The 26,088-nt window shown below is 56.1% G+C and carries 23 protein-coding genes; 11 read left to right on the top strand and 12 right to left on the bottom strand.

Features of this window, described 5'->3' with window-relative positions; genetic code table 11:
• Positions 1 to 43: 43 nt before the first annotated feature.
• Genes FDP13_RS01945 through FDP13_RS01940 form a run of 3 tightly spaced genes read right to left on the bottom strand, consistent with a single transcriptional unit; the run spans position 44 to position 1,273 of the window.
• The gene (locus tag FDP13_RS01945) at positions 44 to 718 is read right to left on the bottom strand and encodes a YafY family protein (protein ID WP_027712934.1); all 675 of its coding nucleotides are present in this window, start codon (positions 716 to 718) and stop codon (positions 44 to 46) included.
• Positions 719 to 720: 2 nt separating this feature from the next.
• Positions 721 to 873, bottom strand: a complete 153-nt coding sequence (locus FDP13_RS21595) for a hypothetical protein (protein ID WP_153248400.1) — start codon at positions 871 to 873, stop codon at positions 721 to 723.
• A gap of 22 nt (positions 874 to 895) precedes the next feature.
• Positions 896 to 1,273 (bottom strand): nuclear transport factor 2 family protein, encoded by a 378-nt coding sequence (locus FDP13_RS01940; RefSeq protein ID WP_027712935.1) that lies wholly within the window; start codon positions 1,271 to 1,273, stop codon positions 896 to 898.
• Positions 1,274 to 1,389: 116 nt separating this feature from the next.
• Here FDP13_RS01940 and FDP13_RS01935 point away from each other — a divergent pair, with 116 nt between their 5' ends.
• Positions 1,390 to 1,917 (top strand): ATPase AAA, encoded by a 528-nt coding sequence (locus FDP13_RS01935; RefSeq protein ID WP_012770889.1) that lies wholly within the window; start codon positions 1,390 to 1,392, stop codon positions 1,915 to 1,917.
• Between the two features lie 121 nt (positions 1,918 to 2,038).
• Here the strand turns inward: FDP13_RS01935 and FDP13_RS01930 are convergent, their stop codons facing one another.
• Positions 2,039 to 2,434 (bottom strand): helix-turn-helix domain-containing protein, encoded by a 396-nt coding sequence (locus tag FDP13_RS01930; protein WP_012770890.1) that lies wholly within the window; start codon positions 2,432 to 2,434, stop codon positions 2,039 to 2,041.
• A 692-nt stretch (positions 2,435 to 3,126) separates the two neighbouring features.
• Here FDP13_RS01930 and FDP13_RS01925 point away from each other — a divergent pair.
• Positions 3,127 to 4,374, top strand: a complete 1,248-nt coding sequence (locus FDP13_RS01925) for a conjugal transfer protein TraF (protein WP_143838412.1) — start codon at positions 3,127 to 3,129, stop codon at positions 4,372 to 4,374.
• 49 nt (positions 4,375 to 4,423) lie between these two features.
• Here the strand turns inward: FDP13_RS01925 and FDP13_RS01920 are convergent, their stop codons facing one another.
• From FDP13_RS01920 to FDP13_RS01905, 4 genes are all read right to left on the bottom strand, one after another.
• Entirely contained in the window at positions 4,424 to 7,486 is a 3,063-nt protein-coding gene (locus FDP13_RS01920; RefSeq protein WP_012770892.1) for an efflux RND transporter permease subunit, read from the bottom strand.
• Positions 7,486 to 8,631: an efflux RND transporter periplasmic adaptor subunit gene (locus tag FDP13_RS01915; protein WP_143838410.1), complete on the bottom strand. Its 1,146-nt coding sequence runs from the start codon at positions 8,629 to 8,631 to the stop codon at positions 7,486 to 7,488. Before FDP13_RS01915 ends, FDP13_RS01920 begins: the two co-directional genes overlap by 1 nt.
• Positions 8,632 to 8,754: 123 nt before the next feature.
• On the bottom strand, positions 8,755 to 9,924 hold the full coding sequence (locus FDP13_RS01910) for a cell wall metabolism sensor histidine kinase WalK (protein ID WP_143838408.1): 1,170 nt from the start codon (positions 9,922 to 9,924) through the stop codon (positions 8,755 to 8,757).
• Positions 9,921 to 10,616 carry a response regulator gene (locus tag FDP13_RS01905; protein WP_143838608.1) on the bottom strand — a complete coding sequence of 232 codons (696 nt, stop codon included), beginning with the start codon at positions 10,614 to 10,616 and terminating at the stop codon, positions 9,921 to 9,923. Before FDP13_RS01905 ends, FDP13_RS01910 begins: the two co-directional genes overlap by 4 nt.
• 141 nt (positions 10,617 to 10,757) lie before the next feature.
• On the opposite strand from FDP13_RS01905, the gene FDP13_RS01900 reads away from it, so the two are divergent.
• Complete coding sequence (locus FDP13_RS01900; RefSeq protein ID WP_143838406.1) at positions 10,758 to 11,543, top strand: MipA/OmpV family protein; 786 nt, start codon at positions 10,758 to 10,760, stop codon at positions 11,541 to 11,543.
• A gap of 463 nt (positions 11,544 to 12,006) precedes the next feature.
• Positions 12,007 to 13,116 carry an SDR family oxidoreductase gene (locus tag FDP13_RS01895; protein ID WP_012770897.1) on the top strand — a complete coding sequence of 370 codons (1,110 nt, stop codon included), beginning with the start codon at positions 12,007 to 12,009 and terminating at the stop codon, positions 13,114 to 13,116.
• 119 nt (positions 13,117 to 13,235) lie between these two features.
• Here FDP13_RS01895 and FDP13_RS01890 read toward each other — a convergent pair whose 3' ends face one another.
• On the bottom strand, positions 13,236 to 14,063 hold the full coding sequence (locus FDP13_RS01890) for a hypothetical protein (protein ID WP_033576071.1): 828 nt from the start codon (positions 14,061 to 14,063) through the stop codon (positions 13,236 to 13,238).
• A 496-nt stretch (positions 14,064 to 14,559) separates the two neighbouring features.
• Between FDP13_RS01890 and FDP13_RS01885 the strand changes: the two genes are divergently transcribed.
• Positions 14,560 to 16,821 (top strand): molybdopterin-dependent oxidoreductase, encoded by a 2,262-nt coding sequence (locus tag FDP13_RS01885; protein ID WP_143838404.1) that lies wholly within the window; start codon positions 14,560 to 14,562, stop codon positions 16,819 to 16,821.
• A gap of 75 nt (positions 16,822 to 16,896) precedes the next feature.
• On the opposite strand, the gene FDP13_RS01880 is transcribed toward FDP13_RS01885, so the two are convergent.
• Positions 16,897 to 17,430 (bottom strand): TIGR00645 family protein, encoded by a 534-nt coding sequence (locus FDP13_RS01880; RefSeq protein ID WP_012770900.1) that lies wholly within the window; start codon positions 17,428 to 17,430, stop codon positions 16,897 to 16,899.
• Between the two features lie 339 nt (positions 17,431 to 17,769).
• Here FDP13_RS01880 and FDP13_RS01875 point away from each other — a divergent pair, with 339 nt between their 5' ends.
• From FDP13_RS01875 to queF, 5 genes are all read left to right on the top strand, one after another.
• Entirely contained in the window at positions 17,770 to 19,512 is a 1,743-nt protein-coding gene (locus FDP13_RS01875) for a polysaccharide lyase family protein (protein ID WP_143838402.1), read from the top strand.
• A 127-nt stretch (positions 19,513 to 19,639) separates the two neighbouring features.
• A complete protein-coding gene (locus FDP13_RS01870; RefSeq protein ID WP_012770902.1) occupies positions 19,640 to 20,386 on the top strand; it encodes an SDR family oxidoreductase in 747 nt (248 codons plus the stop codon).
• A gap of 502 nt (positions 20,387 to 20,888) precedes the next feature.
• Positions 20,889 to 21,503 (top strand): helix-turn-helix transcriptional regulator, encoded by a 615-nt coding sequence (locus FDP13_RS01865; protein ID WP_027712950.1) that lies wholly within the window; start codon positions 20,889 to 20,891, stop codon positions 21,501 to 21,503.
• Positions 21,504 to 22,373 (top strand): queuosine precursor transporter, encoded by an 870-nt coding sequence (locus FDP13_RS01860; RefSeq protein WP_012770904.1) that lies wholly within the window; start codon positions 21,504 to 21,506, stop codon positions 22,371 to 22,373.
• 5 nt (positions 22,374 to 22,378) lie between these two features.
• A complete protein-coding gene (queF, locus tag FDP13_RS01855; RefSeq protein ID WP_033576074.1) occupies positions 22,379 to 23,221 on the top strand; it encodes an NADPH-dependent 7-cyano-7-deazaguanine reductase QueF in 843 nt (280 codons plus the stop codon).
• On the opposite strand, the gene FDP13_RS01850 is transcribed toward queF, so the two are convergent.
• Positions 23,196 to 24,149 carry a LysR family transcriptional regulator gene (locus FDP13_RS01850; protein ID WP_143838400.1) on the bottom strand — a complete coding sequence of 318 codons (954 nt, stop codon included), beginning with the start codon at positions 24,147 to 24,149 and terminating at the stop codon, positions 23,196 to 23,198. The genes queF and FDP13_RS01850 overlap by 26 nt on opposite strands.
• Positions 24,150 to 24,269: 120 nt before the next feature.
• On the opposite strand from FDP13_RS01850, the gene FDP13_RS01845 reads away from it, so the two are divergent.
• Entirely contained in the window at positions 24,270 to 25,355 is a 1,086-nt protein-coding gene (locus tag FDP13_RS01845) for a tartrate dehydrogenase (protein ID WP_143838398.1), read from the top strand.
• 357 nt (positions 25,356 to 25,712) lie between these two features.
• Here the strand turns inward: FDP13_RS01845 and azuC are convergent, their stop codons facing one another.
• Positions 25,713 to 25,790, bottom strand: coding sequence for a stress response protein AzuC (gene azuC / locus FDP13_RS21950; protein ID WP_368664444.1), 78 nt, complete (start codon positions 25,788 to 25,790; stop codon positions 25,713 to 25,715).
• Positions 25,791 to 26,088: the final 298 nt, after the last annotated feature.

Here is a 26,088-nt window from a genome sequence, read left to right as displayed (position 1 = left end):
TATCTTTGACATCGGCATCAGCCCTGAATTAGCCCGCAACACTCTACTTATTTTGCGCTCGCCACGCCTTAACGAGTTGTCGGCGGCTGCCCGAGTAGCGATCTTTCAGGAATTCAGCCTGGGTAATACGGTCAACGCGAAAAAGTCGGAAATCACCACGCAGTTCACACCAGCCGGCGATAAAACGGTGGGATTCCACAAAGCCTAAGACGATCGGCCAAATGACACGTTCCGACGCCTTACCATGCTGATCGGTGTACGTAATGCGCATCTTGCGTTGTCCTCGCATAGCCTGCCGCACCAGCGCCAGGTCAAGGCTCGAGGCCATCTCCTTTTGGCGGCCGACATAGAGCGCATCATCATCCAGCGCGCGTCTCATCTCGGGATTCAACACGCCGCCGATTTTAGCCAGCGCGTTCTGCGCGGCCAACGCCAAGGCGTCGTCAGTCTGGCGGCTGACCCATTGCGCCCCCGCCACCAGTGCCTGTAACTCTTCTTCCGTGAAAGACAGCGGCGGCAGAAGGAAACCGGGGCGCAGGATATAACCCACGCCGGGGGCACCGTCGATATCGGCTCCCATAGCTTGTAGCGTAGCGATATCACGGCGAATAGTGCGCAACGACACACCGGTTTCCCGCGCCAATACTTCGCCGGACACCGTTCCCCGGTGTCGGCGAAGTGCCTGTATCAGCTCGAATAACCGGTGGCTGCGCGACACGCTTAATCCATCGCAACCACACCCTTGCCGCCAGGCTTACAGCCCGTGTCAAGGAGGGTGATAAGCGGAATTGCGTCGCGCAGTTGTACGCTTTTGACGCCTTCGCGCCGGATTATTTCCGGCACGCCGTAGTGATGGTATTGAATACGCTTCATTAGCCTGCCGCTCGCTCAAAGGTCAGTGAGGTTGAACCGATGCCGCATACGCAGCAAATGGCGTTGCATCGTAAATCACCGTGGTAGCGGTTATCTTACCCTCTCTGACGGTAAGCCGTTCCGCCACCACAGAGTGCGGCACCGGATGCGTTTCAACCTCGTAAACCACGATAGCCTGCTCGTCATCACCGTAAGCGGCAAGAAGAGTCAGGTTTACGATCATCTTGGCGAAGCCTTCCTGAAAAGCCTGGAAACGCTCAATCCCCGCAAGCTGTCCAATGGGTGATGAACAGACGATATTCTCAGCCGACATCGAGACAATGGCGTCGATCTCTTTTTTCGCCATTGCCGCCACATAATTACGTGCGATATCCAAGGCTCCGTTACTCATTTTAGTCATAATAGTTTTCCTGTGTTGTGATAAAGAAAATCCAGTCTAGAGCAACGTAGTGACAGATCTTGTCACCATGGTGTTGAGCGTAATCAGGCAAGATGCGATAGCCGCCGGAGCATGTAATGAAACTTTCAGATTTAGGCGACAGAATTTGCATTATGGGGCCATCGAACAGCGGCAAGTCTACTCTTGCTAATGCGATTGCAAGGAAATGTAATCTGGACGTGATCCATCTGGATCAGCTTTTCCATATTCCCTATTCAAACTGGCAGGAACGCCCGTTGCATGAATTTCTACAATTACACGATGAAGCCATCAAGCGGGAAAAATGGGTCATGGACGGCAATTACAAACGATGTCTGCCGCAACGTTTATCCCGGGCGACGGGGCTTATTCTGCTGGATGTCTCCACGCTATCGAGCGTGCTGCGTTATATCAACCGAACGCTATTTCAATACAAACGCTATGGCGGGCTGGCAGGCGGCACGGACCGGCTGAACGGGAAAATGTTTCGTCATATTATCGTCGCCACGCCCAAGAACAGGAAATATTATGCCGAGCTGTTTGAAACGGTCCCACTCCCCAAAATCAGGCTCGCTTCGATTAACGAGATGAATAAACAGTTTGATGAATGGGGACTGACGAGATAACACAGGCTGACGCGCCAGAGAGCATGTGGAACAAGGAGTATCAGGAACAGGATTGTCTGTTTATGCCTGATATTTGCCCACAAAAGTGGGTATTCGGTATAAATGAGTCAAATATCCGGCGTCAGACCGATGTTTTCCGTGACCGGCTTGCTCCCGAGGCGTTCCAGTGCTCGGCGATGCGCGGCATACTTTCTTCTATCCAGTCCACCAGCACCTGCACCTTTTCCGCCGCTTCTGTTCCTAATGGCGTCAGGCTGTATTCGACGTGGGGCGGCACCACGTCATAGGAGACCCGATTAATCAGGCCATCGCCTTCCAGACATTGCAGCGTCTGGGCCAGCATACGCTCGCTGATACCCTTGATCAGACGACGCAGCTCACTGAAACGCAACGTTTTTGATTCCAGCACCACCAGGATCAAAATCCCCCAACGGCTGGTGATATGTTGCAATACTTCCCGTGACGGGCACGCCGCCACCAGCAAATCACCGCGCTGAAACTTTTCGATTGTTCCCATACCTCACCCTCAATTGATTCTGTGGCGCCACCGGTTTTAGGGTAAGGAGCGCACTAAAAATAAGCAATCGCTTTCATGCATCCCCCTTTTCGAGGACATCGGGCATAGGCATAAAAGAACCCGATGGAATAACGATTGATTAAATCATGCCGAATGTGTAGGTGGAAAAACACGGAGAAAGTCAGACTGCCGCAGAATGGAATATTTCTCTTTATCTAATGGGAGGCTGTCTTAAAAAAGACGCATAAGACTTTCAGCAATTCAAGAAATTCATTCCTTCAAATAACGCGAATTAAAGCCTGTTATTCAATCAATCAATAAACACAATAAATTCAATTACCTAAGAAATTACCGTGCTTCATCACAGCTGAAGCCGGGCAAAAGGCTATCGCCGCCAGAAATGAAAATGCTAGGCTGTGCCGCGTTATTGTCGTAATGACATGCCGAAAAAGCAGTCTCATTTTGATGCGAGACACGCATTCCCGTTACCACAGGAATGCTTTTTCTTTTATACCCAAAATAATTCGCGTTGCAGGACAACCGACTTACGTGTTGAACAACACATCTGCAACGTGAAGTATGACGGGTATATTTATTTTTATTACCGCGTTTATATCTACAAGAACACTACGAGCACACAGCAAAAAAGGAAATATTTTCCTCAATACCTTCTTTAATAAAGGAATGCTCGTATGTACAAAAAATACCTCGTCCGCGCCATGACGGTGGCCGGTCTGTTTTCTCCCGTCATAACCTTTGCCGCCGGCACCTGGTCAGATGCCAGGAACGACGCTATGGGCGGCACCGGCGTCGCTTCGTCGCATTACGGTTCCGCCGCACTGATCAACCCGGCATTACTGACCAAAGCGCAAGCCGGCGACCATGTGAGCCTGATTTTGCCTTCCGTGGGCGTCTTCATTGCCGACCCGGACAAAGCGGAAGACAAGTTCGATCTCATCAAAAGCAGCTGGGATAGCGTTAAAAACACCCTGAATACCAGCAGCGGCATCAGCAATCCGCTGTTACGTCGACTGGCGTTGCAGCAAGGCATCGCCTCCTTCCAGTCGCTGCGGGGCGAACTGCAAAACATCAACGGCGATAGCGCCTACGGCGACGCGGCCGCCGCCACCGTGGTGGCAATTCCTAACGACACGCTGCCCCTCGCGTTTGTGGTGAAAGGCTGGGGCGTCGCCAACGCCAAAGCCGTCGTCACCGACCGCGACCTGGCTTATCTGGATAGCGTGGCGGCAGGTACGACAATCCCCACCTCGGCGGATCTGAACAGCTTTACTTCTCGGGCCGAAGGCGTCGGTGCGCTGGTGACCGAATACGGCGTCGCGATGGCGAAACAGGTCGATATCGCCGGTCAGTCAGTTGCCGTGGGTATCACGCCAAAACTGCAACGAATTGATACCTATAACTATATTGCGTCAATCAATAACTACAGCGCATCTGATTTCCGTAATTCGGAATTCAAGAAATCCAGTTCCGGCGCCAACCTGGATCTGGGTTTCAGTACCGACCTGACATCGCGCTGGAGCGCCGGACTGGTGGCGCAGAACCTGATTGGCCGCCGAATCGATACCAAAGAGGTACAAGGCATCCAGCGCACTTTCACTGTTCGTCCGCAAGTCACGGCAGGCACCGCCTGGAATACGGAAACGCTGACGCTGGCCACCGATATCGACCTGACGCCCGCCAGCGGCTTTAACGGCGAGACGAAACATCAGTACGCCGGGGTCGGCGCAGAATACCGCGCACTGTCCTGGGCGCAGTTGCGCGTCGGTTACCGCGCCAATATGCGCGACAGCGATAAGAATCAGGTCACGGCCGGTTTCGGCCTGTCGCCGTTTGGTATACACCTCGACCTGACCGGCATGGTCGGCACCGAAAGCAAACACACCTACGGTGCCGCCGCCAAACTGAGCTTTACCTTCTGATGTTCGCTCCCGGCATCGTCGTGATGCCGGGACACCCCACGGTTATTGCTTACGCTCTCTTTTTACCCCCTTCCCATTGCATCACCAGGCTCATCGCGGCGGGTAGCACCGTCAGTGTCAGCAATGTAGCGACGATCAATCCACCGATAATGGCGTAAGCCATCGGCCCCCAGAAGACCTGGGCGGCGATCGGGATCATCCCTAAAATCGCCGCCAGCGCAGTCAACAGAATCGGACGCGAGCGGTGGTGAGCCGCCTGCATGATGGCGTCGTTGGTCGCCATTCCCGCCGCCGCGTTGGTATCCACTTCACTGATCAGGATAACCGCATTGCGGATAATCATTCCGGCCAGCGCGATCACCCCCAGCAAGGCGACAAAGCCCATCGGCGTCCCGGTCGGCAACATTGCCGCCACCACGCCAATCAATCCGAATGGCGCCATCAGCAACGCCAGCATCATGCGTGAGACGCGCTGCAACTGCACCATCAGCAAAATCAGCATCACCAGCAGCGTTACCGGCAAGACCTGATAGACCGAGCTGTTACCCTTACTGGATTCCTCCACCGCGCCGCCTTCTTCAATGGAATACCCGGCCGGTAACGACGCCTGATACGCCGCCACCTTCGGCGCCAGCGTCGCCGACAGAGTTTGAGCGCGAACCCCCGGCATCAGATCGGTCTGTACCGTGATAAACGGCAGGCGTTGACGGCGCCAGATGATCGGCTCGTCCACGCCGTACCCGACGGAGGCTATCTGCCCCAGCGGCACCCGTTGGCCGTTCGCCGCACGCAATTGCAGGCTGGCGACGGTATCCAGATCTCGCCGTTCCTCGTTACGGGCACGCACGATTACGTTCACCATGCGGTTACGGTCGCGCACGCTGGTGATGACGTTGCCGGAAAAAATGGTCGCTAACGCACTGGCGACATCCTGCGAGCTGATCCCCACCGCCCGCGCCTGCGTTTGGTTGACGTCAACGCGAATGGCACGCTCCGGTTCGCCGGCCGTCATGCTGATCTCCTGTGCACCGGGAGTGTTCCCCATCAACGTAGCCAAACCGGCGGCATACTCACGCACCTTGCCAATATCCGGCCCGCTGACCCGATATTTGAGCGGCCAGCCCACCGGCGGCCCTAATTCCAGCGGCGACACGCGCGTCACCAGGTGGCTGAAATCCTGCTGCAGGCGCTTTTCCAGCCGGGCCCGCAACGCATCGCGCTCTTTCAACCCTTTCGCTACCACCACCAGTTGCGCGATATTTTCATTCTGCAACAGCACATCCATCGGCAGATAAAAACGTACCGCGCCGGAGCCGACATAGGTGGAAAAATGGTCCAGATCCGCATCGCCTTTCAGCGACTGTTCCAGCCGCACCGCCTCTCGATCGGTGGCCTCCTGCGACGCATTATTCGGCAGCGTCAGGCTGACCAGCAGTTCCGGCCGGTCCGACGCGGGGAAGAATTCCCCCTCCAACCGCCCCGACGCCACCACGGCCAGTGCCAACAGCGCTACCGCCAGCAACAGCGTACGGCCGCGGTAGCGCAACGCCGCCGACAGCAAACGGTGATAGATGCGCGACAGCCGGCCGGCGTGATGATCATGGCCTGTCATCGCCTTCGGCAGCAGCCAGACGCCAATCAGCGGCGAGAATAGGATCGCCACCACCCAAGAGCTGATGAGCGAAATCATCACCACAATAAACAGCGAGTAACAGTATTCGCCGGCGCTGGAAGCGGCAAACCCCACCGGAATAAAACCGGCTATCATCACCAGCGTGCCGGTCAGCATCGGAAACGCCGTCGTTTCGTAAGCGCGGGTGGCGGCACGTTCACGCGCGTCGCCCTGCTCCAGACGGGATACCATCGCTTCCACGGTGATCATCGCGTCATCCACCAGCAAGCCCAGTGCGATGATCAACGCCCCCAGAGAGATACGCTGCAAACCGATACCGGCTATCTCCATTCCGGTGAAGGTCATCGCCAGCACAATCGGGATCGAAGCCGCCACCACCAGCCCGGCGCGGCTTCCCAGCGACAGGAACGACACCGCCAGGACGATCACCACCGCTTCCAGCAGCACCCTGACGAAACCGTTAACCGACGAGGTCACCACCGCAGACTGATCCGCCACGTTAGTGACTTCAATACCGTGCGGCAACGACGCGCTAATCGTCGCCATCTTGTCGCGCAGTGCCTGACCGAAGGCCAGCATGTTACCGGTCGGCGCCATCGAAACCGCCAGCCCGATGGCCGGTTGCCCGTTGACGCGAAACGCCGGCGCCGGTGGTTCCGCCGCCTGGCGGTGAACCGTCGCGATATCCGTCAGCGGGATAAAACGGCCGCCGATACGCAGCGTTACCTGACGCAGGCTCTCTTCGGACACAAACGCGCCGCTGACCCGCAATGCCACCTTGTCATTCCCGGTTCGAATAGTACCGCTCGGGCTGACGGCATTCTGTGCCTGCAACGCCGCCGTCACCTGTTGCAGGTCCAGCCCCATGCCGGCCAGTTGTCTTGGCGAGAACGCGACGACAATCTGCTCTTCCTGCGCACCCAACACATCGATTTTGCCGACATCCGGCGTGGCGAGCAGCTCGGTGCGAATGTCGTCCACCTTGTCGCGCAGTTCACGCGGCGAGTAGCCGTCGGCGGTAAAGCCATACAGGGTGCCGAAAGTATCGTCAAACTCATCGTTGACCGTCGGCTCGCCCACGCCGTCCGGCAGGCTGGGGGCGATATCCTTCATCTTTTTACGAACGCTGTACCAGATGCCCTGAACCTCGGACGGCGGCGTATTGTCGCGCAGGTTGACGAAAATCACCGCCTCGCCGGGGCGGCTGTAACTTTCAATAAAGTCGAGGTAAGGCGTTTCCTGCAGTTTCTTTTCCAGCACATCGGTGACGAAACTGACGGTATCCTGCACCGTCGCGCCCGGCCAACCGGCGGATACCACCGCGGTTTTGATGGTAAAGGCCGGGTCTTCGTTGCGCGGCAGCCGTTCATAGCTCATGACCCCCGCCGCCACAATCACCAGCATGAAAAAAGCCACCAGTTGCTGATGGGCCAGCGCCCAGGCAGAAAGGTTCCATTTTGGTTTGGGTCCGGATGACATTATGGCGCCTCCGTCAGCGCGACCTGCTCGCCGACCCGCAATTTACTCACGCCGGCGGTGACCACCTTATCGCCAGCAGCCAGACCATCGGCGACAATGATCTGCGTATCGCTGTAATGACGTAGGGTGATCGGTTGCAGCCGTAGCGTCTGAGTCTGCGAGTCAACCACCAACACGGCCGGATTATCGCCCTCGCGGGTCAACGCCGAAGCCGGCAACACGATAACACTGCCGCCGGGCAGCGTGATTTCGCCCTCGACCGTCGCCCCCAGCACCATGTCCGGCGGCGGGTCGATGAGCGAAACCCGCACCCGCCAGGTACGGGTTTCCGCATCAGCCAGCGGGCTGACGTCACGCACACGCCCCTGGGTTTTAATCGCCGGGTTGGACAACAAAGAGATCGTGACCACCGGGTCCGTCAGGCCGCGGGTAATCAGACGTTCGGAAACATTAAATACGGCGTCGCGGCCGGCAAACGTCGCCAGACGCACCACTTCCTGACCGGCGTTCACCACCTGGCCGGGATTGGCGCTGACTGCGGTTATCACCCCGGCGACCGGAGCGGATAAGCGGGTATATCCCAAACGGTCCTGCGCGCTTTTAACACCGGCTTGCGCACTTTCACGCACCGATACCGCCGATGCCCAGTTAGACTGCGCTTCATCCAGTTGCGAGCGGGAAATAGCACCATTGGGTGCCAGTTGCCTCATTCGGTTGAGGTTCTGTTCCGCCAGCCGTTCTGCGGCTATCGATCGCGCCAAATCCGCCTTTGCGCTTTGCAGTTGGTTTTCACTGTCGCGGGCATCCAGTGCGGCGATCGCCTCGCCTTGCTTTACCGCCGAACCCACATCGACTGCGCGCGACACTAGCCGCCCATCCAGACGAAACGCCAGCGCGGTCTCCTCCGCCGGGCGGATCTCGCCGGTCTGGGAGAACACGTCGCCGGCGGCCGACGGCTGTACCGTCACCGTGCGGACCGGGCGCGCCGGCGAGGAGGCTGGCGCATCGGTGGGATTATCACAGCCGGATAGCGTACCGGCGAGCAGCAGCAATAACGCCCACACCCCGCCGACCCGCACAATAACGCCGCCGCTGTGGCGACTCAGATGATGAAAAATACAAAGCATGGATGCTGCCTGTGTCATGATGATTTCCTGTTACCCGTCATCATCATTACAGCGCACACATTTCCAGATTGTTTCCACGCTTCATCAAGAAACGGTCAAGAACGCTGAAAAAACGCGTTTATTTCACGTCCGGTATCAACGTCACGCCATCGGCAGAGTGAGGGTAAAACACATGCCGCCTTGCGGATGGTTTTCCGCCGTCAGCGTGCCGCCAAGCGCTTCGCAAATCGCCTGCGCGATGGATAGCCCCAGCCCACTGCCGCCGGAATGGCGTGCCCGTGAAGTATCGGCCCGGGAAAAACGCTCGAAAATATGCGGCAGGAATGCCGCGCTGACGCCGGGGCCGTAGTCACGAAAGCGAATCAGCCAGTGATCCTGCCGCCGTACTACCTCGATTCGCTGCGTCTTGCCCTCTTGCGCATAACGCAGGGCATTATCCATCAGGATGGTAAACACCTGCCCGAGCCGGATCGGGTCCGCCAGACAATCCCCTTCTTCATCGGCGTGCAGCGTTATGCTGAAATCGACCACCTCCGCATTCGGCTTCAGCCAGGCGATACGGTCACGCAGCAGTTCCACCGGGTTCATTCGGGTCTTGTCGATAGCCAGTTGACCGGCGCTGGCCATCGACAGCAAATGCAGATCCTCAATCAGCCGATTCAGGTTGAGCATCTGGTTCATCACCATCTGTAACTGCCGGGTATCCGCCGGGAAAACGCCATCCAGCATCCCTTGTAATCGTCCCATCGCCGCCGTCAACGGCGATCGCAACTCATGCGCCATCGCCACATGCGAGGCATGTAATTCACGCTCGTAACGTTCCAGTTGATCGGTCATGGCATTGAAGTTTTGGGTCAGCAAGGTCAGCTCCGCCGGCGCGCCCGGTACGGTACGCGCTCGGGTGGCGAACTGCCCGCGGGCCACTGCACGGGCCGACATCGCCAGTTGGCTAAACTGTACCGACAACGGCCGAGCCGCCCACAACCCCAACAGGACGATTAATGGGATCGCCACCAGCACCAATATTCCCAGGATCACCCAATCTTCCGAAACGATCGACAGATCGAAAGATTGAGGGCCGTACCAGGTATCCAGTATCTGGTAGTAACGGGTGCGGTTCAGTTCGGGGTTAATCTGTAATGCGGCGAACTCATGGCGCACCGCTTCCGGCATGGTATGGCGCACCCACAGATTCCAGATGACGAACCGCAGCCACATGCAGGTGGCGATCAGCACTACCGTACCAATCGCCAGCGACAAAATGCGAATACACAGCCAGCGCCACAGCGAGAGATGAGGCATATTTTTCATGGTTGACGAAACCTGTAGCCCACCGCGCGTACCGTCAGCAGCACATCGCCGATACCGACCGCTTCAAGTTTTTTACGCAGGTTATAGATGTGAGTATCCACCACGCGTTCGAGCGCGTCGCTGTCCGGCAGGCAGGCTTCCAGCAGTTCCTGCCGGGAAAACGCGCGGGTTTGGGCGCGCAGCATGGTCGTCAGCAAGCTGAACTCCGTCGGCGTCAGATCCAGCGGCCGGCTGTCCCCTTGCGCATCGGTCACCGCCGCCAGCATGGCATCCTGATCCACCACCAGCGGGCCAAAACTCAGCGGCTTGCCGGGCGTCATCGCGCCGCACGTGCGCCGCAATACCGCCTGTACCCGCGCCACCACTTCGCCGGGATGGTAGGGTTTGGTCACATAATCATCGGCGCCGTAGCGTAAAGCGCCGATTTTATCGGTGTCGTCACCCATGGCGGTCACCATGATCACCGGCACATCGCTTTTACGGCGTAAAGCAGCCAGCACTTCGGTGCCGTTCATGCCCGGCAGCATCACGTCCAACAGAATCAGCGCCGGCTTGGCTCGCAGCGCCATTTCCAGCCCGCTGACGCCATCACGCGCCAGCAACACCTGAAAATTATCGCGCTTCAGGTAAGCCTCCAGCACGCTGGCGGCATCCGCGTCATCTTCGATTATCAGAATGCGTTTCGGACTCATCATGGCTCTCTTGACAATTTCTTAATAATTTCCCGACCGGGCATTGACGCCGATGTGTATACTCCGGTGTTTCGTACCAGGACGTACGGCTACGCCAGTACAAGGCAACACCTCTTTCCCGCTTTAAGGAGTTCCGACAGGATGATAGTGCGACACAGACCTTTTTACATAGCGACTCTTTTCTTCGCCGTCAGCAACCTAAGCTGGGCCGATGATACCGCGCCCGGTCAACAAGATGGCGTCACTCTCGGTCTCGCCGCCCACAATGCGCCTCGCTACAGCGGTTCAGACGAACGCGCCTGGGCTATGCTGCCGGTGATTCAGGCGCGTCAGGGCGCCTTCTTTTTCGATACCGCCAAAGGCGTCGGCTATGACTTGCAGTTCGGCCAGTTTTATCTTGAGCACACGCTGGGCTACGCGCCCGGACGTACCGATAAGAAATCCTCTTTCCGGGCAGGCTCCGACAAGTTACGCGGTATGGGTAACATCGACGGCGTGCTGAACACCGCCGTAGCGCTCGGCTGGCAATTCACCGACCAACTGTCGGTGGAAGCGAAAGCGATTCTGCCGTTGACCGACAGCCAGGGCGTGCAATACCAGACCTCGCTCACCAGCATTCTGTTCCAGGACAAATCGGATACGCTGGGCGCCCAGGGCACATTGCTGTTCGGCGATGCGCGCTATAACAATCTGTTTTACGGTGTGAATCAGCAACAGAGCCAGAACTCCGGCTATCGCACTTATCAGGCAGAAAGCGGCCTGTACGGCCAGTCCATCTCGCTGTTCTGGACACACCAGTTTGATCCGCACTGGGCCGCGACGCTCAGCGGCAGCTATACCCACCTGAACGATAAAGCGGCGGACAGCCCGATCGTGTTCAGCGCCAATCAGAGCGAAGGGACTTTTGCCGTGACTTACGCCTTCTAAGCCAGCCGGGCCTCGCCCATTACATGGGCGACCACGGTGGCTTTGTCGTTATGCGGCGGTATAACCGGGTGGAGGATGCAGTCGTAAGCGCCTCCGCCCGGTGAACCCGGCAATGACGTTTTAAATACCCGACACCGTTATTCTGCGGCTCAAATTATCTCGAATAAAGTTTGCCGCGGCCGCTTCCCCTTCTTTTTTCTTTGTGTTTAAACAACCAAAATATTCAGCCCACATTAACGAAATATCGAAACAACGTGCTATTCGCACAGAATAGCTATTCGACATAATTAGAAAAAACAATAACAGCACAAAAAGCTAAACAAACCGACAACAGAATAAGAATAAACGCCGGGGAAATTGAAAACCGAAAACCGGGTGAAATAGAATGGCCACGCTGCTCCTGAGCGTGATTCAGACAGCATTCGCTTTTGGCCTTTCGACAATAAATCAAGGTTATCTCGTCATGAAAAGAGTCTTCATCACCGGGGCCACAGGTTTCCTGGGCGGTGCAATTATGGAAAAAGCGTTACAGGACAAGCAGATTGAAAAAATATATATGCTGGTCAGAGCCGCTACCAGACAGGATGGACTTAAACGAATTCTCAATAACCTGCGTAAATTTGATATTTCAGAATCACTATTATCTTGTTTAACGGAAGAGAATATTATTATCGGCGATTTGGCCGAACCCGAATCATTTATTCATCACCCGATGCTGGACGGCATCACTCATGTCATTAACAGTGCGGCCATCGCCTCATTTGGCAATAATCCTTTGATCTGGAAAGTCAATGTAGAAGGCACTCTGGCCTTTGCCAAACGGATGAGTCAGGTTACATCGCTGCGAAAATTCATTCAGATCGGCACCGCGATGTCCTGCGTACCGGATCAAGACCAGGTGGTCGAAGAGTGCGGACAACTGGATACGGAAAAATCGCATATCGTCGAATACACCCTGTCCAAAGCCACCATCGAAAATCTGATGCGTGAACACTGCCCGGCCATGCCGTTACTGATTGTGCGCCCGTCGATTATCGTCGGTCATTCGCACCTGGGCTGTAAGCCCTCCAGCAGCATCTACTGGGTATTCGAAATGGCGATGAAACTTCAGCGCTTCATGTGCTCGCTGGATGACAAAATCGACGTTATTCCGGTGGATTTCTGCGCCGAAGCCATCCTGATGCTGCTGCATACGGAGCAGGCGGTTAACGATATCTATCATATTTCCGCCGGCGAAGCCTCCAGCGTCAGCTTTAACGAGGTCGATCAGGCGATGGCGCAAGCGGCGGCGCGCGCTCCGATGGGAGCAGACTATCGTCAGGTGAGCTACCACGACCTGATCAAACTGCGCAGCCGCTTTAGCTCGCTGTATGGCCCATGCAATGAACGCCTGATGCTGCGCGCGATGCGTCTGTACGGATCGTTCGCTCAGCTCAATGTGAAATTCAGCAACCGCAAACTACTGCAACTGGGCATGAAAACCCCGCCGCGCTTTACCGAATACGTAGGGAAATGTGTGGAAACCACCCGTCAGTTCAGCGTACCGGAACTGATGACGGTAGATTTCAAATAGCCTCGCTGCCCATTCACCCTGCCATCGCCACGGAAGATGGCAGGGTCGAGACAATGTTCCTGCGTTTACCGCAATCCATCCGATGCGTTATCGGACGAGGCGATTTCATTCATATTCATTCATGCGCCATTATTAATCGGCCGACGCGAACCGGGGCACACCAGTTGACGGCTCTTGATGTGATACATTTCCAGATTGGGACGCAGGAAAAACGCCATTTCCCATGGGTTCTTGTTGATGAACGCATGGCGGACTTCCTCAAACAACGGCGTTGCCGGGTCAATCAGATGCGCGTCGCCTTCGATCAAGGTGTAATTCCATTCGATGGAGCGCTCAAAGGTGTAATGTGAACGCTCATCCATCGCGAAAAAGCAGTGCGGGTTGCGTTTGAGCAGTTTGGATTTGAAGGTTTCCGGAAAGGTAATCAGGAAAATATCGTCCTCGACCGAAGAGAGGAACGCCAGCACCGTGGTATGCGGCTGCTCTTCCGCCATCGTCACCAGCACGCCGACTTTATTGGTAAAGTCCTTGCGCTCGGTGTCCGGCAGTGCGGTCATGGAAGTCAACGGCACCGGCCGTTCCGGTCGGTTGTCGGTCGGGAACACATAACCCGGTTCATGGATGTCTACCACCGGCGTGAAACCGTGCAATAACTTGCACTCGCGCGGCGCCAGAATCACCCAGTCTTCGTCCACACTCGCCACCCGGCCTTTATACGACGCACGATACACCGAGATATTGGCGTCAAACTCATCAACACCGGTGCGATTGTCGAGGTGTACCGTCGCCAGGTCGCCCACCACCAGGTTATGCCCTTTCGGGAAAAATACCCGCAGGCTGTTGTCGGCACGCGGATACACCCCGCAGATATGAATTACCACATTGCCTTGTTGGTAACAGGCCAGCACCCCCAGCACCTGTTTACCCAGATACGTCGTCAGACTCATGTTGCAGCACCTTATTTATTCTTCTCGTTACCCGATACGTCAGGCTGTGTGTAAAGCCGCCGCGGCGGTTGGCCGAACATCGCCCGACCATCGCGCCTGCTTTTCCACCCTATGGAGCGAAAGATGGGCTGTCAAGACGTTTGCGGTCTTTACCGCCGCCGCCGTTAACGTGTGAATTTAACTCGCGTATACATGATTTTTTCGTCATAGATATTCATGCATCGCACAGATAGGTTCGCCAGCTTGCTGCTGCACAGAGCAGCTCGACCTGCACATAATCCTCCTGATTCGATCAGTCCGGCAATCAGGCCGTTATCGCCCGATATAACACATGCCCGATTGGCATAAAGGCCGGCTGGCCTGCCCCGTAACAGGCTTGTATGATGGCAGGCCAAATAAATAACAGACTATCTCATTAAAGCAGAGTCCTTTACGAAACCCTGCCGGCTCGTCACCGCCAACCTGCACGGAACCCAGCCTACTTACCGAGGATGCTATGACAATCAGGCGTTATCCACACCTCGCCCATTGGGGCGCGTTCACCGCTGTCGTTGAGGATGGCCGTCTTATTCGCTGCGAACCCTTTGCCGACGATCCAGACCCATCGCCGATGCTCGATTCCATCGTACCGCTGGTCTATTCCGACAAGCGTATTCGCAAACCGGCAGTGCGCCGCTCCTGGCTTGCGAAACGCGAACACAGCGACCGCACGCTGCGCGGCAAGGAACCGTTCGTCGAGGTGGATTGGGATCTGGCGCTGGATCTGGTGGCGGAAGAAAACCGCCGGGTACGCGACCACTATGGTGCCGACGGCCTGTTCGCCGGGTCATACGGCTGGTCTTCCGCCGGACGTTTTCATCATGCCCGATCGCAGGTGCGGCGTTTCTATTTCTCCGGCGGCGGCGCGGTGGACCAAACCGGCAACTACAGCTGGGGGGCGGCGCAATTCTTCCTGCCGTATGTGATCGGCACCTTCCACCCGCTAACCGGCAAAGTCACCGAGTGGCGCAGCGTGGCGGATCACTGCGAGCTGTTTATTGCCTTCGGCGGGCTGGCGCTGAAGAATGCTCAGGTGGCTTCCGGCGGCGCCGGTCACCACACGCTGAAACCGGCGCTGGAAACGCTGGCGGCACGCGGTATTCCGGTGATTAACATCAGCCCGATGCGGGATGATTGCCCGGCGTTCGTCAACGCGGAGTGGATACCTATCCGCCCCAACACCGACGTGGCGCTGATGCTGGCGCTGGGTTACGAGATCCAACGCCGGGAAGCGGAAGACCGTGATTTTCTCGACAGCCACTGCGTCGGTTACCCGTCGCTGCGCGACTATCTCAACGGCCGCAGCGATGGCATCGCCAAAACCCCGGCGTGGGCCAGCGTCATCACCGGCATTCCGGCTGAACGTATCGAAAAGCTGGCTCGGCAGTTGATCGGCGTACGCAGTTTTATGACCTGTTCTTATTCGGTGCAGCGCGCCCACCGCGGCGAACAGCCTTACTGGATGATGATCGCGCTGTCTGCGATGCTCGGACAAATAGGTCTGCCGGGCGGCGGCTTCTCGTTTGGTCACGGCTCGATGAACAGCGTCGGCAACGAACGCATCACTTCGCCGGCCCCCGCCTCACCGTCGGTGCCGAATCCCGGCCAGTCGATTCCGGTGGCGCGCATCGCCGATATGTTACTGCACCCCGGCGAGCCCTATACGTTTTGCGGCGAGCAGCGAACTTACCCCGATATCCATCTGATTCATTGGGCCGGCGGCAATCCGTTCCACCATCACCAGCAGCTCAACCGGCTGGTGGCGGGCTGGCAACGGCCGGATACGGTTATCGTGCAGGATATCGTCTGGACCGCCGCGGCGCAGATGGCGGATATCGTGCTGCCTGCCACCACCTCGCTGGAAAGAAACGATATCGGCGGCTCCTCGCGCGACCGCTTCGTGTTCGCCATGCATCAGGCGATTGCGCCGCAGCATCAGGCCCGTCACGACTACGATATCTTCAGCGAGCTGGCCCAACGCCTGGGTTACGGCGACGCCTTCACCCACGGCGGCCGTACCGAGCGCCAGTGGCTGGAATCGATGTACCTCGCCTGTCGGGAACGTCAGGGCTGCGCCGGTGAAAGCTGGCCTGATTTCGACGGTTTCTGGCAGCAAGGATTCGTGGATGTTCCGATGGATGAGCAGCCGTTCGTGTTTTTCGAAGAGTTTCGCCACGACCCGCAGCGTCACCCGTTGAACACGCCGAGCGGCAAAATCGAGCTATTCAGCCGCACCATTGCCGATTACCGTTACCCGGATTTCGCGCCGCATCCGCAATGGCAACCGCCGGTGGAATGGCTGGGCGCTGAAGCCACACAACGCTGGCCGCTGCATTTTATCTCCATTCAACCGTCCGATCGGCTGCACAGCCAGCTCGGCAGTACACCGCAAGTCATCGCCAACCAAACCGCCGGACACGAAACCCTGTACATGCACCCGCAAGATGCGGCCGCACGCGGCATCCGCCATGGTGAGCGGGTGGAAGTTCGCAACGATCGCGGGCGTATCTACGCCGGAGCCGCAATCACCGATGGCGTTACGCCGGGTGTGGTGATGATGGCGACCGGCGCCTGGTTTGATCCCGGCTTTGGTCAGGCGCAATGGCACGCGGTGGAACAATCCGGCAATGCCAACGTGTTGACGCGGGATATGGGTACTTCGCCGCTGACGCAAGGCCCCAACGCGATGAGTTGCCTGGTGGACGTGCTCGCGCTCTGACGCCTGGCTGAACTGTAGACAAAAAAACGCCCCCGGCAAGCGGGGGCGTCGTTTACGCCGGAGCCGTATTATGGATTACGGTTTCGGGTGCGTTTTCTCATTGTCATGATGAGCGTGGTGGTCGTGACGAGACAACCAATCCAGATACCCCATCACAAAAGCGGACAACACAAACGTCAGGTGGATGATCACATACCACATCAGCTTGTTGTCCGGCACGTTTTTGGCATCCATAAATACCCGCAGCAGGTGGATGGACGAAATCGCCACGATCGATGCCGCCACTTTATTTTTCAGCGAGCTGGCATCCATTTTCCCCAGCCAGTTCAGTTTCTCCTTGTCCTCGCCGATATCCAGCGCCGACACAAAGTTTTCATAACCGGAGAACATCACCATCACCAGCAACCCGCCCACCAGCGTCATATCCACCAGCGACAGCAAGGTCAGGATCAAATCGGATTCCGCGATGGAGAAAATGTTCGGCAGGACATGCCAGATTTCTTCAAAGAACTTGATGGCCAGCGCCAGTAATCCCAGCGACAACCCCAGATAAACCGGAGCCAACAGCCACCGCGCAGCGTACATCGTATTTTCCAGAAAACGTTCCATAGCGCCCATCAGTACAGGTTTCAGAGAGGTGCATGATAGCGAAAAACCGTACCGGAGTGTTATTGAATTGTTTGTCGATATAGCATATTGATTTTAAAAAAATTTCACCCTATTTCACTGCATTATATCGCCAATAGCCGACGCCGGCGTACGTCGTAGCAGAATCAACAACTATGATCCTGATCGCGCCAATCTTCACGCGGTTGCCACTGTTGCGTCACACATGACCATCCGGCAAAGGAGTATCGTCCGCCGCTGTGCCAGTCTGTGTATTTCGGTATAGCGTTCCCTACAACGCAACACTGCAACACTCATCACAAGACAAATGGACGATGCATCATGATGAAACCTCTACAGGCATGGCGTACCCCGTTGTTGACGTTGGCATTTGTGCTGCCGCTGACGGCGACAGGCGCCGTACAGCTAACGCTGGACGGTATGAACAGCACGTTGGATAACGGGTTGCTGAAAGTGCGCTTCGGCGCAGACGGCAGCGCAAAAGAAGTATGGAAAGGCGGTACTAACCTGATTTCCCGCCTCTCCGGCGCGGCGCGCGACCCGGATAAAAATCGCAGCTTTTATCTCGATTACTACTCCGGCGGCGTCAACGAATTCGTGCCGGAGCGGCTAAACGTCATCAAACAGACGCCGGACATGGTGCACCTGGCCTATATCGATGACCAGAACGGCAAGCTGCGGCTGGAATATCACCTGATCATGACCAGCGGCGTCAGCGGGCTTTACAGCTACGTGGTGGCCGCCAATACCGGCGCAGCGCCGGTAACCATCAGCGAACTGCGCAACGTTTATCGCTTTGACGCCACCCGGCTGGATACCTTGTTCAATAGCATCCGGCGCGGCACGCCGCTGCTGTACGAAGAACTGGAGCAGTTACCCAAAGTGCAGGATGAAACCTGGCGGCTGCCTGACGGCAATGTCTACTCCAAATACGACTTTGCCGGTTATCAGCGCGAAAGCCGCTACTGGGGGGTGATGGGTAACGGTTACGGCGCCTGGATGGTGCCCGCCAGCGGTGAGTACTTCTCGGGCGATGCCTTAAAACAGGAACTGCTGGTGCATCAGGATGCGATTATCCTGAACTACCTTACCGGCTCGCACTTCGGCACGCCGGATATGGTGGCGCAGCCGGGCTTTGAAAAACTCTATGGCCCGTGGCTGCTGTACATCAATCAGGGCAACGACCGGGAACTGGTGGCGGATGTGAGCCGCCGGGCTGAACATGAGCGCGCCAGTTGGCCTTACCGCTGGCTGGATGATTCGCGCTATCCCCGCGCACGCGCTACCGTCAGCGGCCGCCTGCGCACCGATGCGCCACATGCTACCGTGGTGTTGAACAGCAGTAAGGAAGAGTTCGACGTCCAGACCACCGGTTACCTGTACACCACGCGAACCCATCGGGATGGCCGCTTTAACCTGGACAACGTGCCGCCGGGTGAGTACCGGTTGTCGGCTTACGCCGACGGCGGCACACAAATCGGCCTGTTGGCGCAGCAAACCATCCAGGTCGACGGTAAAAAAACCCGGCTCGGCCAGATTGACGCCCAACGCCCCGCGCCGCTGGTATGGGCCATCGGCCAGGCTGACCGACGCGCTGAAGAGTTCCGCTTCGGCGATAAGCTACGCCAATATCACTGGCAAACCGAAGTACCGGCCAACCTGACTTTCGACATCGGTAAAAGCCGCGAACGCAAGGACTGGTACTACGCCCAGACTCAACCGGGCAGCTGGCATATCCAGTTTACTACCCGCACGCCTGAGCAGCCTTACACCCTGAATATTGCGCTCGCCGCCGCCAGCAACAGCGGTATGACGACACCCGCCAGCTCGCCGCAGTTGGCGGTGAAGCTCAACGATCAATTGCTGACGACGCTGAAGTACGACAACGACAAGGCGATTTATCGGGGAGCCATGCAAAGCGGCCGTTACCATGAAGCGCATATTCCATTGCCGGCCGGCATACTGCAACCAGGCAGCAACCGCATTACGCTGGAGCTGCAGGGCGGAATGGTGATGTACGATGCCATCACGCTGACGGAAACGCCGTCACGTACGCACCCCTGAAACGTCACTATAGATGTCCCTCACTTTATGCCTGTTCCGGATGGATGCCGGTATGGGCATGAAGTGGACTCCGTTTGGACCACCGCTTACTCTGTCAGTTTTCCAGTACGCACCGGAGCAACAACCTATGCAGAACATCACCCTTATCACCGGCGGTTCACGAGGTATCGGTCGGGCGACCGCATTACGTCTGGCCCGGCAAGGGCATTGGATAGCCATCAGTTATCTGCGCCAATACCATCAGGCGCAACGTGTGGTTGAAGAGATTACCGCACTCGGCGGTAAAGCCATCGCTATTCAGGCCGACGTCGCAGACGAACAACAAATCGTCGCGTTGTTTGCCAATATTGATCGCGAGTTAGGGCCTCTCTCCGGTCTGGTCAACAACGCGGGTATTCTGCGCCCGCAAGCCCGGTTTGAAGAACTGGATGCAGCCCGCCTCAACGCGATGTTTGCCGCCAATATCACCGGTTGCTTTTTATGCGCCCGTGAGGCCATTAAACGCATGTCTCATCGTCATGGCGGACGTGGCGGCGCTATCGTGAACGTCTCATCCGCCGCTTCGCGACTGGGTGCCCCTTATGAGTATGTAGACTACGCCGCGTCTAAAGGCGCGCTCGATTCGATGACCAAAGGTTTATCGCTGGAAGTAGCCGCAGAAGGGGTCCGGGTCAATGCCGTGCGCCCCGGCTTTATTTATACCGATATTCACGCCGATGGCGGTGAACCGGGCCGGGTCGACAGGCTCAGCCAGGCGATCCCGATGCAGCGCGGCGGCCAGCCGGAAGAAGTCGCGAACGCGATAGCCTGGCTACTGTCGGATGAAGCCAGCTATGTCACCGGTAGCTTTATCGATCTGGCCGGCGGGAAATAACCATGACACTCAGCCCGACCGCAGGCTGATAAAAACAAAAACGCTGCACCATAATAGCGCAGCGTCATGAAGGTGAGCGACGGTATAATCCTGTAACCTCACCGTGATCGCATCCGTTCTCGGTTCCCTGGTGTCGGATGCATGATTGTCTGCGTCAATGGCGACGGCGACAATCAATTAGCAGTTCAACTATAAAATCTACTTATAATGGATTACCTGCTTAGCACAGATTAATTAATTTATCTAAACGTTACAGCAATAAAAACACTTAAGTCAACACATTCATAGACACTTTATGATCTTTAATGTTCATTTTTAATGATGATGTTACAACACCCTCCAATCCATTGAATAAATCCACACTGTTTCATGCGGTTTTTCCGTTTTAATCCTCCGAAAAAAGCCGAATTACCTGAGATTTTTCTACACAATGGGGATAGGTGAAAGTAACGCGTTATCGTAAGATGAACCAGTCTGAGAACTGACCTGAGAAGGGATGACCATGAAAACAACGAATGCTCAGCGCAAAACCAATATCATTAAAAATATTGAATATCTGATGCGTACCCGAGGTGAAACCAAAGCCTCATTTTCCAATCGTACCGGGGTAACGCGTACCACTATCTACAAAATTCTTGAAGGTAGGGTAAACAAAGTTCAGCAATCCACCATCAATCGCATTTCCGATTTCTTCGGCGTGTCCTGTGAAGAAATCGAAGATTACGATCTGGAAAAGGTGGAACGCCTGAACAATACCGTCTCGTTCGACGGCAATAAAAATCCTGCGGCAATCCCGATTATCCCACAGTCGCAATTTCTGTCGGTACGGCAGCACAAGATTGGGCAGTTAGCCGTGCAATACCCATTGACCTGGTTCTTCGGAGAAGAGGCCAACATGGTAGCGGTGAAGGTGGAATCGCAAATCGGCGATGCCTTCTACCCCGGCGCGTTGCTGCTTATCCGTCGGCCGCCGGCACTGATGCCGAATACGCCGATGCTCTACCACTCTCCTGCCTCGGGATTTTTCGTCGACATCCCCGATGCGCCGGACGCAGCGGATAAAAAACGCCCGGAGGACGTCGTCCTGTTGGGATATATCATAGAGGAAAGGATATAAATGGATGCAAACAAGAAATTCAAGCTGCTGGGGTTCAACCACAGCGGCGAGTTATCAGCCAATATCATGGTGTTGTCGACCGGCAAGATGATCCACATGGATCTCAAGGAACTGGTCGATAGCGAAATCTCTGATGACCTGAGCCGGCACGAACTCAATGCATTGTACAAAAAACTCTACGCCGGCAAAGACATCACTACCGCTTACGACATCAGCGACAGGAACGAACGCTCCTGGCTGGCCTACCTGATGATTACCGCCGCACTCTGCGTTATTTATATTTTTTCCACCGTCAGCGGCGTAAAGCCGATATTTATTCCGGCACTGAATCTGGTCGTGCCGCCTGCCGTTTTTGTCTACCCGTTGACCTTTATTTTGGTGGATATTCTCAATGAATTTTATGGGCTGCGGCTGGCGCGCCGTACCATTCTCATCGCGTTTTTCTTCCATCTGGCGTTTGTGCTCGGGCTGTGGGTTACCAGCCTGATCCCCGGCCTGCCGGAATGGGAATACAGCAACACTTACAGCGGCATCGTGGAAAGCATGATGGCGGTGCTGGTGGCTTCATCGCTGGCTTACCTGATTTCCGAAAACATCAACGCCTGGGTACTGCATAAGATCAAGATCATGACCAAGTCCCGCTACTTGTTCATCCGCGTGATCACCAGTACAGTCACCGCTTCCGCCGTCGACAGTGTGATTTTCTGCACCATCGCGTTTTATAATGTGCTGAGCTTTGACGTGATCCGCACGATGATCCTGTCGCAATTTCTGATCAAAGTCGTGTATGCGGTGTTGGGCGTCGGCCCGATTTACGGAACCCGCAGGCTGTTCAGAAAATACATTCATGCCGTACCAGCAAGGAACTGAGCGATATGCATATTACAGAAAACGATAGCATTACCCATCTGGGGGTGCGCTCCAGCTACCCGGACAAATACGACCCGACGCTGCTGGAAGCGCTGCCGCGCGCCCGTGGCCGCGATCTGGTAGGCCTGACCGGCTCAACCCTGCCGTTTGACGGCTACGATCTGTGGACCGCCTTCGAATTGTCGTGGCTTAACCGCAAAGGAAAACCACTGGTGGGGATCGCCGAATTCATCATCCCGGCCAGCTCGGAAAACCTGATCGAATCCAAATCGTTCAAACTGTACCTTAACAGCTTCAACCAGACCCGTTTTCAGGATATCGGCGAAGTACACGCTACGCTTATCAAGGATTTGTCCGCCGCCGCCAACGGTGACGTCAAGGTCACGTTGTACCCGGGGTTGACCGGTTACCCGTCGCAGATCGATACCCTGCCCGGCATCAACATCGACGAGCTGGACATCGAAGTAAACGATTACGGCTTCAATCCCGATTATTTGCAGCACGCCGTGCGCGATAATGCGCCGCTTGTCACCGAAACGCTGTGCTCCAACCTGCTGAAATCCAACTGTCTGGTGACTTACCAGCCGGATTGGGGCAGCGTGGTCATCAAATACGAAGGCCGGCAGATCGACCGGGAAGCGTTGCTGCGTTACCTGATCTCGTTCCGCCAGCACAATGAGTTCCACGAGCAGTGCGTCGAGCGCATCTTCAATGACCTCAAGCATTACTGCCAGCCGGAAAAATTGACCGTGTTCGCCCGTTATACCCGTCGCGGCGGTCTGGACATCAACCCGTTCCGCAGCGACTTCGAAACCGAAGCCGCTACCGGCCGGCTGGTTCGTCAGTAAGACCTGGCGCCTCCCCGTCGTCGGGGAGGCGCAGCCCCTCACCTTGCGGCAAATACTGTTTCAGCCAGGCGATAAACGCCGAAATACGCGCCGGTACATGCCGACGCTGCTGGTAAACCGCGTAAATATCCGCTTCCGGCATGGTGTAATCCGGCAACAGCGCCACCAGCTCACCGCTCGCCAGCCAGGGGCGCACATCCCACAGCGAACGCAGGATAATGCCGTGCCCGTCCAGCGCATAACGCATGATCACCTCGCCGTCGTTGGCGGAAAGATTGCCGAAAGCGCGATGGGTAAACTCGCGGCCGTCGCGATAGAAACGCCATAAGCCGTAATCGCTCTCGTACTGACGCAACACCAGACAGTTGTGCCCGGCAAGATCCGCTACCGTTTGCGGTGTACCGTAACGCGTCAGATACGCAGGCGCGGCGCACAGCACCCGTGGATTTTTCATCAGTTGGTAAGCCACCAGCCGGGAATCCGGCGGTGCGCCGAAGCGAATATCGATATCCACGCCGGCATCCAGCATGTTGAGCGGCTGACTGGTGAGCTGCAATTGCACTTCCAGCTCGCGGTGCCGGCGGGCAAATGCGGAAATCAACGGCGCGATGTGGCGTCGCCCGAAACCGAACGACGCATTCACGCTCAGCCGTCCGCGCAGCGTGAGCTGGTTACGGCGTACCTGACTTTCCAGTTCCTCAATTTCATGCAGAATCGGCAATGCGCCCTCGGCGTATAACTGCCCTTCCGGCGTTAAATCCAGCCGGCGAGTCGTACGCCTGATCAATTGAACACCCAGCCGTTGCTCCAGTTGCGTCAGGCGTTTGCTGACGGCCGGCAGCGACAGTCCGCTTTCACGCGCCACCGCCGTCAAGCTACCGAGCGCGGCGATACGGCTGAAGAACAACAAATCATCGATTGAACGCATTTATTCTTCTCTTTTATTCAACAATGCTTTTACCGAAAGCGAAATTGTTTACACCGAATAGAGTAAATACACTCTCTGCTATCCGAGTGCAATCGTTCAAAAAAACGTTCAGGAGTTGTCATGTCTCAACCACATTACCGTATCGCCGTTATTCCCGGCGATGGCATCGGCAAGGAAGTGATGCCGGAAGGGGTACGGGTACTGAGCCGTACTGCCGAGCTGTTTAATATCAAGCTGGAGTGGGAATGGTTTGATTTCGCCAGCGCTGATTACTACCTCCAGCACGGCAAAATGATGCCGGATAACTGGTTTGCGCTGCTCAAGGGCTTCGATGCCCTCTACTTCGGTGCGGTGGGCTGGCCGGACGTGGTGCCGGACCACGTGTCGCTGTGGCAGTCGCTGCTGTTATTCCGTCGTGAATTCGACCAGTACGTCAATCTGCGCCCCTGCCGCCTGATGCCGGGAGTGAAAGCGCCGCTGGCCGGTCGCCAACCCGGCGATATCGACTTTTACATCGTGCGTGAAAATACCGAAGGCGAGTATTCCAGCGTCGGCGGCAAGATGTTCGCCGGCACCGAACGCGAAGTGGTGATTCAGGAAACGGTGATGACCCGTGTCGGCGTCGATCGTATCCTCAAATTCGCCTATGAACTGGCGATGCGACGCCCGAAAAAACACCTGACCTCGGCCACCAAATCCAACGGCATCGCCATCACCATGCCGTACTGGGACAGCCGCGTCGCCGAAATGGGGACTCACTATCCACAAGTGAAGGTGGACAAATACCACATTGATATTCTTACCGCCAACTTCGTGCTGCACCCGGACTGGTTCGACGTGGTGGTCGCCAGCAACCTGTTCGGCGATATTTTGTCCGACCTTGGCCCAGCCTGTACCGGCACCATCGGCATTGCGCCGTCGGCCAACATCAATCCGGACCGCACGTTCCCCAGCTTGTTTGAGCCAGTGCATGGCTCAGCACCGGATATCGCCGGCAAAGGTATCGCCAACCCGATAGGCCAAATCTGGTGTGGAGCGATGATGCTGGAACACCTGGGTCATTACGATGCCGGCGCGGCGGTGCTCAGTGCGATTGAGCGCGTACTGGAACAGGGGCCGGAGAATGCGCCGTTGACGAAAGACCTTGGCGGTAGCGGCAATACGGCTGCGCTGGGTAAAGCAATTGCGCTGGCCGTGCACCGCTAAATACATCAGAGTGCAGTAATAACCTGCCCGCAAACATGAAAAAGGCCGCTGACGTAGCGGCCTTCTGGCTATCACAATGAAAATATTGTAATTTTTTTCGTGGGTTGTACGTTGTTGGAATTGATAATATCAAACATCATGCGTACCTATCAGCCATTTAAGCGATGGTACTTAAGCGATAATACTTAGGCGATAATACCGGTTTGCCGTCACTGACTCTGCACGTGTTAACTCTTACTCCGGCCCTAACGCAATACCCCAGAATATGCCCACAAAACGAGTCGTTCATAACCGACGAAAACAAGAAGGCCGCTGTCATAGCGGCCTTCTTGTTTAATACGGGTTTGCTCTGGGCAATTAATGCATGGCACCCGGCGGGATGTCTTTGTAAGCATTAACATAAGCGACCAGAAGTTTTTTCAGGAATTTACGCACGTCGATCACCTTGACTCATGAATGATTTGTGAACTTTCTGGTAAAATATTGTACGTTTTGTTGAATCCTGACGCAATACTTTTGTGACTCAAATCACAAAAAAGAGAGTTTGAGGTTCACCAGTTTTACGCCGCAACATGCTATATGGCTGATACATAGTGTTTTTCCCCATAAGCCAGAATCAGGAATACTGCCCTCATAAAGCAAATAACCCGCGCAGTGGCTAACACCGTTCACTTAAGGTGTTTTGAGTGAACGGGATACTGGGTTTTTGAGATCCGAACGGCCCTCGCTTTGG

The organism is Dickeya sp. ws52 (assembly GCF_007210685.1).
Taxonomy (GTDB): domain Bacteria; phylum Pseudomonadota; class Gammaproteobacteria; order Enterobacterales; family Enterobacteriaceae; genus Dickeya; species Dickeya chrysanthemi.
The sequence above is the reverse complement of the archived record's forward strand: the minus strand, read 5'-3'. Positions and strand labels throughout refer to the sequence as shown.